The sequence below is a fragment of the Flavobacterium sp. 38-13 genome (genome assembly GCF_001899155.1).
In the GTDB taxonomy this organism is placed as follows: Bacteria; Bacteroidota; Bacteroidia; order Flavobacteriales; family Flavobacteriaceae; genus Flavobacterium; species Flavobacterium lindanitolerans.
Genome location: NZ_MKVG01000019.1, coordinates 157,194 through 172,578 on the forward strand (window position 1 = coordinate 157,194; position 15,385 = coordinate 172,578).

The following is a 15,385-nucleotide window of genomic DNA, read 5'->3' on the forward strand; positions in this document are numbered from 1 at the left end:
GAATTCCGGAAATTTATGAACAGCGGTTGATAAGTCGCCTAGCCTTTCCTCTATATTTTTTTGATAACTTTATCATACAAAAGCTCTAATAATGAGCTTTTTATAAAGTCCACTAAAAATATAATGAGGTATGGAAAACATTAATTTTCTGGCATTTGCAATGCCTGCTTTTTTCCTTTTCGTCTATTTAGAATATAAATTAGCACAACGCAAAAAGCGTCCGGAAATATTCAATTATGAAAGTTCTGTTTCTAATATTAGTATTGGCCTGGCAGAACGACTGATTAATCTTTTTATAGCGGCAAGCTTTTACCAGCTTTTCTATTATATTTATGAGCATTACCGAATTTTTGACATTCCCGGTAATTTCTGGATTTGGATAGGGCTTATTCTTGCAACCGATTTTGTCTGGTATTGGTATCACAGGCTCGGACATGAAGTAAACTTCTTTTGGGCCGCACATATTGTCCACCACCACAGCGAGGAATTCAATTTTACGGCTGCTGCCAGAATTACGACCTTTCAGGCTATCATCAGGACAGGATTCTGGTGCATACTGCCTTTTCTAGGTTTCCATCCCAAGATGGTAATTACGATGTTACTGGTTCATGGTGCATATTCTTTTTTTACTCATACGCAGGTCATCGGACGTATAAAATGGCTGGAGTATGTGTTCGTAACGCCATCGGTTCACGGTGTGCATCATGCTTCGGATGAAAAATACCTTGATAAAAATTATGGCGATATGTTTACTTTTTGGGACCGAATGTTTGGAACTTTTCAGGAAGAAGAAGAAAAACCAAAGTACGGTTTGACGCATCCGCTGAAAAGCTACAGCTTTCTATGGCAGCATTTCCATTATTATTTTGAAATATATGAGTTATGGAAACGTTCCAAAGGTTTTAAGGCAAGATGGGATGCTGTTTTTGGCAGTCCTGCTGCTATGGACCAGGACATTCGTCCAATGCTGGAAAAACGGTTCCTGCAAGACAAAACCGATAGAAGCCACCGACTCAAGTTCCGAAATTATTTATACATACAGCTTGCCGTGAGTACGCTTATACTGACCGTATTTACCTATTATTTTGGAAGTCTTGGGTTTTATGATAAGATTTTCGGGCTTTCCTTTATTATAATTACACTAATTAACTGTGGGGCTTTGCTGGAACAACGCAAATGGATTTATTATTTGGAATATTCAAGGCTTTTTATCCTTTCTACCTATTTCCTTTATATTGAAAATCTTGCTGAATATTTCCTGATTCCGGTCATTATCATGATAGCGGCTGAGAAAATGTTCTCCCTAAGCCGAAAATATCAAAATCTGGTACTGCAAATGGAAAGCGCAAAAAGATAATCAGCCAATTTTTACTGATGTCATATTTAAGGAACCGCCCACCAGCTTGTCATTAAAGAAAACGGTATCTTCCTGATTGTCCTGTAAGGCAAGCGAATACAGCATCGGATAATAATGGTCTGGCGTTGGAATTGCCAGTTTTGATGCCTTGCTGAGGTTTTCGTAATCAATCAGGGCTTTGTGGTCTCTATTCTCGATTTTCTGTTTAAAAATATCGTTCATTTCTATGGCCCAATCAAAACCATATTCCGGTTCGCGTAATTTTTTCCAGTCAATCATTCGGAGGTTGTGCACCATATTACCGCTTCCGATAATTAGTACGCCTTTTTTGCGAAGTAAGGCTATCTGTTTTGCCAGGTCGTAATGGTATTGGGCAGGTTTGCTGTAATCAATACTCAACTGCAATACCGGAATGTCTGCGTCAGGATACATATGTCTCACAACAGTCCAGGTTCCGTGGTCGAGTCCCCAATCATGGTCAAGGCCAACATTAGTAGAATGAATCAGTTTGGCTGTTTCTGCCGCTAGTTCCGGACTACCTTTCGCTGGATACTGTACATCAAACAAAGCCTGTGGAAAGCCTCCAAAATCATGAATTGTTTTTGGATTGTTCATGGCTGTAATGTGTGTACCACGTGTTAGCCAATGGGCTGAAATGACCAGAACGGCTTTTGGTTTTGGGATTTCCTTTCCCATTTTTGCCCAATTTTGGGAGAATTCATTGTCTTCTATCCCATTCATTGGTGAACCGTGTCCTATGAATAGTACGGGATGTTTTATGTCTTCTTCGTTTAAGTCTTGTGTCCAATTGTAAAAAGGCTGTAATGATGCCATAACTATTCCTCCTGTTATTGTTTGAATAAAATGCGAACGTTTCAATTCTTTAATATTTGTATATACAAATGTATAAAATATTCTTTATACAAAACTTAAATTCAGGTTAATAGAATTTCACAAAAAAAGCCTCAAAAAGAGGCTTTTATATTTTAAAGAAAAAACAATAAATTACTTTACAAGATAAATCCCGTCTTCTTTTATTTCAATCAGTTTTTGCTTATACAATACACCTATTGCTTTTTTAAATGTCTTTTTGCTCATTTTCAATACCGTTTTGATGTCTTCCGGGTGGCTGTTGTCGTTCAGACGAAGGAAACCACGGCTGGCACGAAGCTCATCCATGATTTTTTCAGCATTGGGCTCAACGGCATCAAAACCCTGTTTCTGTAAAGCCACATCAATTTTATTACCCGGACGAATGGTCTTAATATAACCACGCAAACGGTCGCCGGTCCTGATTCGGTCATCATATACTTCATCCTTATAGATTAAACCTTTGTGCTGTTCGTTGATAATAACATTGATACCCAAATCTGTAATATGAGAAACAATCAGGTCGACTTCTTCTCCTACTTCAACCGTAAGCTCTTCATTATTTAAGAACTGATTGGTTTTGCTGGAAGCAACCAATCGGTTTGTTTTTTCGTCCATGTATAGGAAAACCAGATAACGCTTTCCTTTTTCCATTGGGCGGGCCTGTTCCTTAAACGGAACAAGTATGTCTTTTTCCAATCCCCAATCCATAAAAGCGCCTATACGGTTGGTATAGTTTACTCTCAAAAGCGCAAATTCATTAAGCTGGATATAAGGTCTTAAAGTTGTGGCTACGGGTCTTTCTTCGTGGTCAAGATATACGAAAACTTCTATTTCTTCTCCTATTTCAAATACTTTCGGGACATATTTATTGGGTAGCAAGACATCCTCTTTCCCATCGGTTAAAAATAATCCGACTTGCGTGTCCCTGTCAATTGTCAGCGTATTGTATTTTCCTATTTCAATCATTTCTTTTCAGTTGCAAAGTTTCTAAGTTGCAGAGGACAAAGGTACAATCTTTATTATAAAACCTGCTTGTCCTTTTTTAAACCAGTTCTTTAAAATACTGCAGCAATATTTTGTCGTTTTCCAAAGTAGGCGTAAAAATTTCCAATATTACCGGTTTTTTACTGGCATAAAATGCTTTAAGCCCATCTTCCAGAGCAGTTTCATTACTGGCAGAGAAATAATCAAAATGATACATTTTTGCCAACTGTTCTCCTGTCAGACAATGTGAAGTTTCAAAATAAGTATTAAAGACAGGTGTTTCCTGATGTCCGGGAAGAATCCTGAAAATACCGCCTCCTCCATTATTGAGCAGGATAATTTTGAAATTCTTTGGGATATAATTATTCCACAAGGCATTACTGTCATAAAAAAAGCTTACGTCACCGGTAATCAATATGGTTTCTTTTCCGCTGGCCAGTGCTGCGCCAACTGCTGTTGAGGTACTGCCATCTATACCACTTGTGCCGCGATTACAGAAAACGGCAATACTTGGGTCAATATCAATTAATTGGGCATAACGGATAGCCGAACTGTTACTGATTTGCAACTGGCTGTTTTTGGGCAGGCCAGGTATTATCTTATCAAAAACCGTAAAATCCGAAAATGGTATTTTGGAAACATACAAATCGTGTTTTTCTTTTCTGGCTGCTTTTAACTCTTGTGCCTTCTTATTGTAATCTGACACAACAACAGTTTCCGATAAAAATTGCTTCAGGAAATCATTAGGTTCAGCAATAAAATGCTTGGTTAATGCACCAAATGTATCATAAGCCCGTAAAGTATCGATATGCCAGTGTGCTTTTGGTCTGTATTTCCTTAAAAAAGCCTTGATTCTTTTTGACACTACCATTCCACCAAATGTCAGGAGAATTTCCGGCTGGAAATCTTTAAAATCCTCATCGGTAAAAGGTGTGATTATAGTATCAATATTGTTTATAAAATTAGGATGGTGCAAATTGGATGTCGTTTCGGTCATGACTACTACCGAAGAATCCTGTGCCAAATGATTAATAACCGCTTCATCAATTGTGTCCGGGTCGTTGACTCCTACCAAAACCAATTTCTTTTTGGCCGTATTCCATTGTGAAATATACGGTGTTAAATCTTCATCAGAGTTTGGATTTTCAAAGGTAGTTTCAGAAATAACCGGAGTGACTTCCGGTTTAGAAACGGTTTCATATAAAGGCTCTTCAAACGGAGCATTAATATGAACAGGGCCTTTCTTAACCAAAGCCAGAGTTATTGCATCGGCAATTTTGAGGTCATTTTCCTGAGAAGCTTCTTCCGTCAGATTAGCGCTGTAGATAATATGGTTGGCATAAACATTCTGTTGCCGGATAGTCTGCCCGTCCCCAATATCAATCTTGCTCAACGGCCTGTCTGCTGAAATTACAACCAAAGGAATCTGGCTGTAAAAAGCCTCTGCAATAGCCGGATAATAATTGAGTAAGGCTGAGCCTGATGTACAGACAAGCGCGACTGCTTTTTTGGTCTGCTGTGCCATTCCCAAGGCAAAAAAAGCGGCACATCTTTCATCGGCTATACTATAGCATTTAAAGTCCGGATTGCTGGCAAAACCAATAGTTAACGGGGCATTTCGTGAACCTGGAGAGATTACAATATCGGTGAGTCCTTTAGTCCTGCAAATCTCAATTATGCTTTGTGCTAAAGGTATTTTAGGATAAATCATTCTTTATAGTATCAAAGCCTCAAAGATACAAAGATACTAAGGCTTTCAGCTCATTCTTAACAAGTTTTTCTATCTTTGGAAGTGAAAATATTATGACATGGAAATCCATATCCGAACTGCCAGAATTGAAGATACAGAAGCTATTTTAGAAATTGTGAATGATGCCATATTAAACACTACGGCCATTTATGATTATGATGTCAGAACCTTAAATGAACAATTGGATTGGTTTAGGGAAAAAGGACAGCAAAATTTTCCCGTTATTGTTGCAACGGATGAAAATGACAAAATATTGGGATTTGGAACCTATGGCAGTTTCCGTCTAAAAGCAGGCTATAAATTTACGGTAGAACATTCTGTGTATGTCAGGGAAGGTTTTTCAGGAAAAGGAATTGGAAAACTAATTTTATCCGAATTAATTGAAGTTGCTAAAAAACAGAAACTTCATACCATAATCGGGCTTATTGATACTGATAATGCCGGAAGTATTGCCTTTCATGAAAAATTCGGCTTTGAAAAAGCAGGTGTTCTCAAAGAAGCCGGCTATAAATTTGAAAAATGGCTGGATGTTCAGCTCATGCAATTGCTTCTGAAATAAGAAAGGCTTTCAAAACCTGAGATTCTGAAAGCCTTTCTTTATTTGTTCAAAAAGGTTTTAAGCCTTAATCCAATTTACAATTTCAGGGTCGGTTGGTAGTGTTTTAGGCGATATTACTTTTACCAATTCTCCTTTTTCGTTAATCAGGTATTTTTGGAAATTCCATTCTACTTCGGAATCCTGCAAGCCATTTTTAGATTTCTGGGTCAGAAATTTATAAACCGCATCCATATCATCTCCTTTAACTGAAATTTTAGACATCATCGGGAAAGTCACACCATAATTTCTTTCACAAAAAGCCCCTATTTCTTCATTCGTTCCCGGTTCCTGTGAGGCGAAATTATTAGCAGGAAAACCGACAATAACAAAACCTTTATCTTTGTATTGGTCGTAAATTGCCTGCAAATCTTTATACTGTGGTGTTAATCCGCATTTTGAAGCTGTATTGACAATTAAGACCTTCTTCCCTTTCAAAGAAGCGAAATCAAAATCATTTCCTTCCAAATCCTTTACCTTAAACTGATAGATTGTTTCTTTACTCATTGTTTTATTTTTTGGTGTTGCCGTTTTTGTGTTTTTTTCCTGTGCCTGGTTCTGCTGACATGCCAGACAACCCAATAAAGCAAAGGCGAAGGCTAATTTTTTCATCGTTTTTATTTTTTATAAAATTAGAAAATTCGAAAACTGTTTTAGTTTAAACTTTTGTTAAATAAAAATGAGTGTCGAAAAGTCTACATGCAATAAAATAGGTTTTTGTTTATAAAACAAGGATTCGAAATTGAATCCTTGTTATTTTTTCTCTCCTATGAATATTTTAGGCATGATTTACTTTTTCTTTAATACGAAATATACCACATATCCAATAAATAGTACAAATTGAACAGTAAATACAATGTAAAGATTACCAGCTAAATTTTGATGTCCATTTATAAATAACATGGTTGTACTAGTTAAGAATATAAATTGAACTATACCCCAAATCAAGATTATCTTCATGTTTTTCATTTATAATTGTGCTACAGAACAAGCAGCTATTAAACCTAGTGTCCATGCAGGACCTGTAAGTGATCTTGCAATATCACATCGATTGTCTTGTGTACAGACATCATTTCCGCAAGCATAACATTTGGAAAATTTATATTTTGCACAATTTTCCATCCTATCGAACTTATGATTACACGATGATTCTTCACCATGACAATCGCACTTACTATAAGGAATACCTACAAATGTATTCTGCAAATCAGAAACTAATCCAGAGTCAATATAATTTTTACCCTGTGATTTTAAATCTGCCGTAAAAATCTTTATACCCTTTTTATTAGTAACAGTTAATGTATTTTTTTCTTCTTTATAGAATAAGAGATACGATTTATCTATAAGCGTAATAACCGCAGTTTTTTGGGTTACATCTTTAATATTTGTAAATTCATAAACTCTTACATGGGTAAAATTATAAGTTGTGACAGTGGCGGTTAAAAAGGAAAGCTCTTTTTCATAATCTTTAATCTCATTATATACAATAGTATAGTTTTTGTCTTTATCATTGAAAGGGTCAACAGTCATTTCCATTTCATCTTTTGACATTTTACGTTGGTAATTTTCTGAAGCAGTTTTAGGGTTTTCAGAAATAGTTTGTGGATCCTCTTGGCATGATGTTAATCCTAAAAAAATAATTAATAGAATTGCGGCGCTAATTTTTTTCACGGCTTATATGTTTTAGATTAAAAAATAAATATAACTTTTTTTTATAAAATAAACATATCTCCCTTTCGTGATTTTATATTTAACAAAAGATAGCTATCGATAATCTAACACCAAATTAAAGAATAGTGATTTTGCCGGGAAATTTGAGTTATGAGTTTTTATTTTAGCCCAAACAAAATGGATTAGACCAATTTGAAGAATCCATACAAAATGAAAGAAGAGGAAAAACTCATTTCCTACAACTTTTTCTTTAAAATCTTATGGTGCTGAAGCTTTACCAGCAACTATTTAACACAGATGCAGAGCCGCAAAAGGGAAATATAAATATATTTGAATTGTTGAGTATAGGTTTCGGATAATTATTTTATCTGTCCGTCTTTATAGCTTAAAACTTCTAGTATGCTATCTTTTAAAGCTTGGGTTTCGTATATGATTAAAGTACCGTTGCCATTTTTAATAGTTCCTTTGTCGATATCATTTCCTTTAAAGTTTTTGGCAAAATCTACAGAAACCAACTTCCCGTTTTCATAACTTCTGATGGTGTGGATTTGCCCGTTGGGGAAAAACCATTTCCAAACGCCCTGAAAATTTCCCTCTTCGGCCTTACCTAATCCGTATAAAATGCCATTTTCATGGTAGAATTTCCAAAGACCGTCAAACTTCCCGTTTTTAAACTTTCCCGTTTGCCTTAAAAAACCATTAGGATGAAATACTTTCCAGTTTCCGGTTTCCAGATTATTTTTAAATCTCCCTACCTGATAAAGCCTTCCATTTTCATAGCTGTATTTCCATTTACCTGTTTTCTTATTGTTTTTTATTTTTCCCGTTTCAATGTAGCCTTCCTTTTGGATGCTTACCATTTTAGTGGAATTACAGGAAATAAATAAAAGCGCCATCAGAACAGTTACAAACTGCTTTAAACGTATCAGCAAAATAAATCGATTAGCTTCTCAAATATTTTTTTTGCTTGAAATAAGCCAGAATCGAAATCAAGGTTACAATTCCAATCGACACAAAGACAAAATTAGGTGTTACTACCTTATCACCGCTGGCATAGGAATGCAATCCGGTCAGGTAGAAGTTCACACCAAAATAGGTCATCATGATGGAATAGAAAGCAAAAACGCTAAACACGTTAAAAATCCATGTTCCTTTTAGTCCCGGAACCAATCTGGCGTGGATTACGAATGCATAAACCATGATACTAATCAATGCCCATGTTTCTTTCGGGTCCCAACCCCAGTAACGTCCCCAACTTTCGTTAGCCCATTGCCCTCCAAGGAAGTTTCCTATGGTAAGCATTACCAGACCAACTGTTAATGACAATTCCGTGATATAGGTAATTTCTTTGATATTTAATTCCAACTTCTTGCTGTTCTTTTCATTGGCAAAAATCATCAGCAATAGCGAAACTAAGCCCAGTATCATTCCAAGTGTAAAAGGTCCGTAACTTGCCACAATCACGGCTACGTGAATCATTAACCAGTATGAATTCAATACAGGCTGCAGGTTGGCGATAGCAGGATCCATCCAGTTCCAGTGTGCAATCATCAAAATCATCGAAGCAACAAAGGCTGTTGAAGCTACTGTCAATTCAGATTTTCTTCCGAAAGCCAATCCGAAGAACATGGTTGCCCAGCCTACATAAATCATCGATTCATAAGCATCACTCCAAGGTGCGTGTCCTGAAATATACCATCTCATAATCAATCCGGCCGTATGAAGGATGAAAAAGAAACCGATAAGGATATGGAAGGCTTTTACAATAACACGAATGGCTTTTCTGCTATTAAATATCTTTACAATCGTGAACAGCAGCATGAAAACACCTGCCATCATATACAAATAGTATAATTTTTTAAAGATATCGTATTTGTTGTAAAGGATTTCTGAGTTGATTTTATCATCACTTGGACGAACTGCCTTTCCGTATTTCTTTTGGAAAAGCGTAATGCTTTCCAGAATTTCATCCGCCTGCTTGTAGCCGCCTGATTTTCTGGCTTCATTCAGGAATCCCATATAGGCCGGAAGTACATTTTTGGTATAGGTTGAATCTACACCTTTAATGCCCGTTTCATTCAATTCCAGATAGGAAACCCATTTATTGGCCTTGTTATACGGAATCGGGAAAATTTTTAATATTTTCCCACTCAAAGCCGCATTCAATAGCACTACTTTTTTATCAACATCTATAAAATCTTTCTGGAACTGGTTTGGAATGGCCGCTTTGTAGGCTTCGTCCAGATAAGGTGATAATTTGTAATTGCCCTGCTCGTCAAAAAAACTGATAAACGGAACGTGTTTTGCCTTCAGGTCAACGCCTAAGATTTTATGCAGGCTATCATTGTCTTTTTTCAGGTAAACAAAAGGCACATTGAACCAAACTTCCGGATATTGTGACATTGACAAAAACACCTGGTCGGAATTATAGCCTTTATAGTGGTCGCTCTTGCTCACTTTTCGTAATAATTCTGATGAGAACGTATTGATAGGCTTCATTCTTCCGCCATCATCCTGAATTACGATTCTTCCAAATTTTGCCGCATGTTCCGGCTTAACTTCGATGATTTTTAACAAGGAATCAATCTGTTTTTCTGTAGGCATTACTCTTTTTAATGGAGCAGCGCTACCGGTTCCGTGATTGTGTCCCGGGGCATTATGGTCGTGCTGTGCAAAACTTCCGGCACTCACAAACAATAATAAGAGGGTAATCAGCTTGGCTTTTCTTGATTTGATTTTGTCCAGTTTTTTCTTCACAATACCAAATCTTGAGTTCTTATCAAATAAAATGGCCATCATGCCAATGTATAAAAGGAAATATCCGATATAGGTAATCCAGGTTCCCCAGAAATCGTGGTTTGCAGATAGTACCGTGATATTTGGTTCATAAGTATCTCTCAGGTGATTGTCTGTATAATCGTAGGATGCCTGGAAAAAACGGTAACCTCCGTGGTCAAGAACATTATTCATAAAAATTTCGTAGTCAAAAGGTTTCTCGTCTTCCACGGTAATTTTACTCCTGAAAGCCGAAAAGCTTTTCAAAGTTCCAGGATATTTTTCCGCAATAAAATCGTTCAGCTTGATTTTAAAAGGTAATGTATAAACTTTACTTCCGTAAAACAGCGTAAAGTCAAGACCTCCAACTTTAAAGGATTGAGGCTCTCCCATTTTTCCTTTGGAACCAATTAAGGTTACATCCTGCGTCTTCCCTCCCGCCTTAATTGTCACAATTAAAGCATCATCAGTAGTTTTGTCTTTATAGTCATTGTTCGATTCATAGGCTACTTTTCCTTTTATGGCAGCTTCCGGGAAAACAAACTGAGCCCCGCCAACATTATATAAGGAACGGAACATCAAATCCTGTACAGAATCTTTCACAACTGTACCCTGAAATTTGTCCGCCATACGCATAAACTGTCCGCCAAATGGTGCTTTGAAAGTATATTTATCGCCTTCTTTGATAACATTTACCGCACCGTTTGTTGGTTTATTGAAAGCAAAAAGCACATTGTGGATGCTTTGTACTTCACCTTCTTTTAGGTAATGCTCATGGCGCGACCCGTCTCCGGATTCAACCATTTTAATATATAATGTTCCATTCGGGTCTTCTTTAATGACCTCTTTGGCATTCATGATAAAGTCCTTGTATTCTATTTCATAAGGAGTGTCAGCAAATTTGCCCTTGATTGAGAAATCATTGTCCGTTACCTGTGAAAGCAACAGTTCCTTTTCTTCAACGCGGCGTTTCATTTCGCCTTTATATTCGCCATCCACAAAAACATTGAGGAATGTTTTTTCAGAGTAAACCTGATTTTCAGAAGCACCTTCTGCAATAGACATCATCCCTTCATAACTGATGTGTCGGGTTACAAAAGCACCTATTAAAATAAAAATGAAGGAAAGATGGAGTAATAACGTAGCCCATTTTTCCTTCTTATGTAATTGGTATTTCTTGATATTTCCTATAAAGTTAATCAGAAAGAGAAACATAATTGCCTCAAACCACCAGCTGTTATAAATTAAAATCCGGGCAACATCGGTATTGTAAGCGTCTTCAATAAAAGTACCGATTCCCATTGCAGCTGCAAAAACGATAAATAAAACAGCCATTAAACGTGTGGAAAACAGGAAGGAAAAAATCTTATCCATGGAAAGTGGAATTACATAGTTTAAAAAGTGCCACAAAAATAAGGAAAAATGTTTGATACAACCGTTAATCCTACTCCTGCGTTTTTCGTAATTCCTTGTTAATTTTTTCTAAATATTTTAAGTCATTTTTAATTCTGCATCAAAAATCCTGAAACCTCATGAAATAATTGGGCGTATTGCGTTACCATTTAAAACTACAGGCAGCAGCACATTTCCTGCAAGCCTCAGCACATTCCCTACAATGAGCGTGATGGGCAAATTTTTCACATTCTACGGCACAGGCGGTACAGATTTTAGCGCACAACTTCATCAGGGCAGTTGAAAACCCGGAATTCCTGGAACAGAACTTGACACAAAGAATGCAAATTTCTGCACAATCACGGCAAAGCAAAATACAGTGCAGGTGATTCTTATCATTCATTTCGATACAATTGGCGGCACAGACTTCACAGGCACCAAAACAGGCAAGGCAGGCTTCAACTGCCAGTTTAAACTTTTTCATAATCCTCCTACATTAAAACTTCTTAAATCCTTTACTTATTGGCTATTATAAATGTAGTGATTTAATTGCCTTCTTTATTCTAAGAGTCTGTTAAACCTAAAGGAATTATTGAAATAAACCTTCCTTGTAATTCATAACTAAATCCCTAAATTAGCGGCATGATTAGAGCAACTATAATCGGTTCCGGAAATGTGGCACAGCATCTTATCCATGCTTTTAAAAAAAGCAACGGAATTGAGCTGTCACAAGTTTTCTCACGACAAAAGGAAAGCCTTTCGCATCTGGTTGAGGATTCAAAAATAATCAATGACCATAGTCAATTTTTAGAAGCAGATATCTATATCATTGCTGTTTCTGATAGCGCCATTGCTGAGGTTTCTTCAAGTCTTCCGTTTGAGAACCGACTTGTTGTGCATACTTCCGGTAGTGTTCCTTTGAGTGAACTACATCCGAAAAACCGCAGGGGCGTTTTTTATCCGTTACAAACCTTTACGAAAAACAAGGAAGTCGACTTTTCTACCCTACCAATATGCATGGAAAGCGAGTTTGACGATGATTATACCATTTTAGAAAATGTTGCCGAAGCTATTGGTTCCAAGCATTACCTGATTAGCTCTGAACAAAGAAAATCGCTGCATGTTGCCGCTGTTTTTGTCAACAATTTCACCAATCATCTTTATCAGATCGGGAAAGAGATTTGTGCTGAACACCAGCTACCATTTGAAATTCTCAAACCGCTGATTGCCGAAACCGCCAATAAAGTGCAGCATCTTTCACCATTAGAAGCCCAAACCGGACCGGCAAAAAGAAACGACCTCAATACCATTCAGGTCCATTTGGCGTTACTTACAGACAATACACAAAAAGAAATCTATAAAATACTAACACATTCCATTCAACAATCTAATGTCAAAAAGTTATAAAGAAATCATGAACGACATCACAACTTTTATTTTTGATGTCGATGGCGTTCTGACCGATAGTTCTGTCCATATTACTCCAACCGGCGAAATGCTCCGCGTTATGAATATTCGCGATGGCTTTGCTATGAAAGCAGCAGTAGAAAGTGGCTACCATGTCTGTATTATTTCTGGCGGAAGTAACGAAGGCGTCCGAATCCGATTGCGAAATCTTGGCATCACAGACATCCATTTGGCTTGTCCTGACAAAGTTGAGGCATTCAAGGAATATACGGATATTTATAATATCAAACCGGAACAGGTGCTTTATATGGGTGACGACATTCCTGACTACCATGTGATGAAACTGGTGGGTCTTCCTACCTGTCCGTTGGATTCGAGCCCTGAAATCAAAGAAATCTGCACTTACGTTTCTCATAAAAATGGCGGCCGTGGAGCCGTGCGTGATGTTATCGAACAGGTAATGCGCGTACAGGGAAAATGGATGCAATATTTCAACGGAAAACACGATTAATAATTTACTGAACAGTAACCTATGTCTTTTTTAAAACTAATACGCTACCAAAACCTCATTATGCTTGCCATAATGCAATTGGTTTTCAGATACGGATTTTTAGAATCACAGTCCATTCCTCTTGCCTTAAAGGACTGGCAGTTTGCACTTCTGGTATTTTCAACCGTATGTATTGCGGCCGGCGGTTATCTTATAAATAACATTTTTGACCAGGCCACGGACGAAATCAATAAACCGGACAATGTGGTAATTGGAAAACAGATTTCAGAAAGCATGGGATATAATATTTATATTGCCCTGAATGTTATAGGCGTTGGTATTGGTTTTTATCTGGCTAATGCGATTCACAAACCTAACTTTGCCGCCATATTTGTTATTATTGCCGCTACATTATATGTATACGCCAATGGTTTAAAACAGACATTGCTGATTGGCAATATTATTATTGCGCTTTTGCTTTCATTGAGCATTCTTATTATCGGGATTTTTGACTTGCTGCCAATGGTTGTACCGGAAACCCAGGCTGGTATGGGCATTATTTTCAATATCCTTATTGATTATGCCGTATTTGCCTTTATCATCAATTTTATCCGCGAAATTGTTAAGGATATGGAAGACGTGAACGGTGACTATAATCTGGGAATGAATACGCTTCCTATTGCTTTAGGCTTAGCCAGAACGGGCAAGGTAGTTTTCGGGTTGAGCTTTATTCCGTTGGGACTGATTGTTTATTACATTAATGAAAATCTCTATTCCAACAACCTGTTTTATGCTTCCGCTTATGGTTTCTTATTTATATTGGCACCGCTACTCTACTTTACCATCAAGATGTTTTCTGCCAAAAAACAAAAAGATTTCCATCATCTGAGCAGGGTATTAAAGTTTGTTATTTTCTTCGGAATCCTTTCTATAGCCGTTATTAATTTCAATATCAAATATGCTTAATCCTCATTTAAAAAACTACACTATCCTGTTGGCATCAGGGTCACCAAGAAGACAGCAGTTCTTTAAGGACATGCATCTGGATTTTGAAGTACGCCTGAAAGAAGTAGACGAAATCTATCCTGAACATCTCAAAGCTTCCGAAATCACTGATTTTCTGGCTAAACTAAAAGCCGATGCTTTTCAGGATGAATTGGCTCCAAACGATATTTTGGTAACCAGCGATACAATTGTCTGGCATAACGGAAAAGCTTTGGGAAAACCTAAAGATTATGATGATGCGTTCCAAATATTGAGAGCCTTGTCGGATTCCACCCATGAAGTCTATACATCCGTATGTTTCAGGCATAACGGAAAAACCGACATCATTAATGAGGTTACTAAAGTTACTTTTGCCCATTTATCAGACGAAGCCATTGCCTACTATCTTGATAATTTTAAGCCGTATGATAAGGCCGGAGCTTACGGCATTCAAGAGTGGATTGGCATCATAGGCATTAGCAAAATAGAAGGTTCCTACTCTAATGTAGTGGGGCTTCCCGTCCAAAAAGTTTATGAATATTTCACTACCTTTGGGAAAAACAGCTAGAAAATGTCCTTTTTCGAAGAAAATACTCCAAAGATTGTAAGCACAATCGTACTGCTGGTTTGCGTAACAATTATTCGTTTTATTATTACAACCCTGATAAAACGATACGCCAAGCATGCAGAAATTAACGAGCATCGTGCTATTCTGGTCAGCAAGTACATCAGCATTGTTATTATGGCTATAACTTTGGCCGGTGTCTTTATGATTTGGGGCGTCCGAACAAACGACATCTATATTGCCTTTACTTCTGTCATTACCATCATTGGCGTTGCTTTCTTTGCCCAATGGTCTATACTGAGTAACATAACGGCAGGGATAATATTGTTTTTTTCCTTTCCTTTCAAAATTGGTGATACTATCAGAATCCACGATAAGGATTTCCCGCTGGAAGGAGAAATTGACGATATCAAGGCTTTCCATACCTATTTGAGAACCAAGGAAGGAGAACTCGTAACCTATCCAAACAATCTATTACTACAAAAGGGCGTTTCTATTGTGAATACCACACGGGAGGAACGGGAATTCATGGATTAGCATCT

At 37.3% G+C, this 15,385-nt stretch carries 15 protein-coding genes; 7 read left to right on the forward strand and 8 right to left on the reverse strand.

Going from position 1 to position 15,385, the window contains the following annotated elements:
* Positions 1 to 130 precede the first annotated feature (130 nt).
* Entirely contained in the window at positions 131 to 1,357 is a 1,227-nt protein-coding gene (locus tag BGO88_RS13990) for a sterol desaturase family protein (protein ID WP_286707281.1), read from the forward strand.
* On the opposite strand, the gene ygiD is transcribed toward BGO88_RS13990, so the two are convergent.
* From ygiD to menD, 3 genes are all read right to left on the reverse strand, one after another.
* Positions 1,358 to 2,191 (reverse strand): 4,5-DOPA-extradiol-dioxygenase, encoded by an 834-nt coding sequence (gene ygiD, locus BGO88_RS13995; protein WP_056066730.1) that lies wholly within the window; start codon positions 2,189 to 2,191, stop codon positions 1,358 to 1,360. It lies immediately after the preceding gene.
* 171 nt (positions 2,192 to 2,362) lie between these two features.
* Positions 2,363 to 3,196 carry a CvfB family protein gene (locus tag BGO88_RS14000; protein ID WP_286707282.1) on the reverse strand — a complete coding sequence of 278 codons (834 nt, stop codon included), beginning with the start codon at positions 3,194 to 3,196 and terminating at the stop codon, positions 2,363 to 2,365.
* 76 nt (positions 3,197 to 3,272) lie between these two features.
* Positions 3,273 to 4,925: a 2-succinyl-5-enolpyruvyl-6-hydroxy-3-cyclohexene-1-carboxylic-acid synthase gene (gene menD / locus BGO88_RS14005; RefSeq protein ID WP_056066167.1), complete on the reverse strand. Its 1,653-nt coding sequence runs from the start codon at positions 4,923 to 4,925 to the stop codon at positions 3,273 to 3,275.
* Between the two features lie 97 nt (positions 4,926 to 5,022).
* Here menD and BGO88_RS14010 point away from each other — a divergent pair, with 97 nt between their 5' ends.
* Positions 5,023 to 5,523 (forward strand): GNAT family N-acetyltransferase, encoded by a 501-nt coding sequence (locus BGO88_RS14010; protein WP_286707283.1) that lies wholly within the window; start codon positions 5,023 to 5,025, stop codon positions 5,521 to 5,523.
* 57 nt (positions 5,524 to 5,580) lie between these two features.
* Here BGO88_RS14010 and BGO88_RS14015 read toward each other — a convergent pair whose 3' ends face one another.
* From BGO88_RS14015 to BGO88_RS14035, 5 genes are all read right to left on the reverse strand, one after another.
* On the reverse strand, positions 5,581 to 6,171 hold the full coding sequence (locus tag BGO88_RS14015; protein ID WP_056066160.1) for a glutathione peroxidase: 591 nt from the start codon (positions 6,169 to 6,171) through the stop codon (positions 5,581 to 5,583).
* 357 nt (positions 6,172 to 6,528) lie between these two features.
* Entirely contained in the window at positions 6,529 to 7,230 is a 702-nt protein-coding gene (locus BGO88_RS14020) for a hypothetical protein (RefSeq protein WP_286707284.1), read from the reverse strand.
* Between the two features lie 359 nt (positions 7,231 to 7,589).
* A complete protein-coding gene (locus tag BGO88_RS14025; RefSeq protein ID WP_286707285.1) occupies positions 7,590 to 8,162 on the reverse strand; it encodes a toxin-antitoxin system YwqK family antitoxin in 573 nt (190 codons plus the stop codon).
* A 10-nt stretch (positions 8,163 to 8,172) separates the two neighbouring features.
* Positions 8,173 to 11,379, reverse strand: coding sequence for a cytochrome c biogenesis protein CcsA (locus BGO88_RS14030; RefSeq protein ID WP_286707286.1), 3,207 nt, complete (start codon positions 11,377 to 11,379; stop codon positions 8,173 to 8,175).
* Between the two features lie 181 nt (positions 11,380 to 11,560).
* Positions 11,561 to 11,881, reverse strand: a complete 321-nt coding sequence (locus tag BGO88_RS14035) for a four-helix bundle copper-binding protein (protein WP_101472203.1) — start codon at positions 11,879 to 11,881, stop codon at positions 11,561 to 11,563.
* 158 nt (positions 11,882 to 12,039) lie between these two features.
* Between BGO88_RS14035 and BGO88_RS14040 the strand changes: the two genes are divergently transcribed.
* Genes BGO88_RS14040 through BGO88_RS14060 form a run of 5 tightly spaced genes read left to right on the forward strand, consistent with a single transcriptional unit; the run spans position 12,040 to position 15,380 of the window.
* On the forward strand, positions 12,040 to 12,804 hold the full coding sequence (locus tag BGO88_RS14040; RefSeq protein ID WP_286707287.1) for a Rossmann-like and DUF2520 domain-containing protein: 765 nt from the start codon (positions 12,040 to 12,042) through the stop codon (positions 12,802 to 12,804).
* Positions 12,788 to 13,315 (forward strand): KdsC family phosphatase, encoded by a 528-nt coding sequence (locus BGO88_RS14045; RefSeq protein WP_056066141.1) that lies wholly within the window; start codon positions 12,788 to 12,790, stop codon positions 13,313 to 13,315. Before BGO88_RS14040 ends, BGO88_RS14045 begins: the two co-directional genes overlap by 17 nt.
* 21 nt (positions 13,316 to 13,336) lie before the next feature.
* The gene (locus tag BGO88_RS14050) at positions 13,337 to 14,260 is read left to right on the forward strand and encodes a geranylgeranylglycerol-phosphate geranylgeranyltransferase (protein ID WP_286707288.1); all 924 of its coding nucleotides are present in this window, start codon (positions 13,337 to 13,339) and stop codon (positions 14,258 to 14,260) included.
* Positions 14,253 to 14,846: a Maf-like protein gene (locus BGO88_RS14055; protein WP_273238858.1), complete on the forward strand. Its 594-nt coding sequence runs from the start codon at positions 14,253 to 14,255 to the stop codon at positions 14,844 to 14,846. Before BGO88_RS14050 ends, BGO88_RS14055 begins: the two co-directional genes overlap by 8 nt.
* A gap of 3 nt (positions 14,847 to 14,849) precedes the next feature.
* A complete protein-coding gene (locus tag BGO88_RS14060) occupies positions 14,850 to 15,380 on the forward strand; it encodes a mechanosensitive ion channel domain-containing protein (protein ID WP_056066134.1) in 531 nt (176 codons plus the stop codon).
* Positions 15,381 to 15,385: the final 5 nt, after the last annotated feature.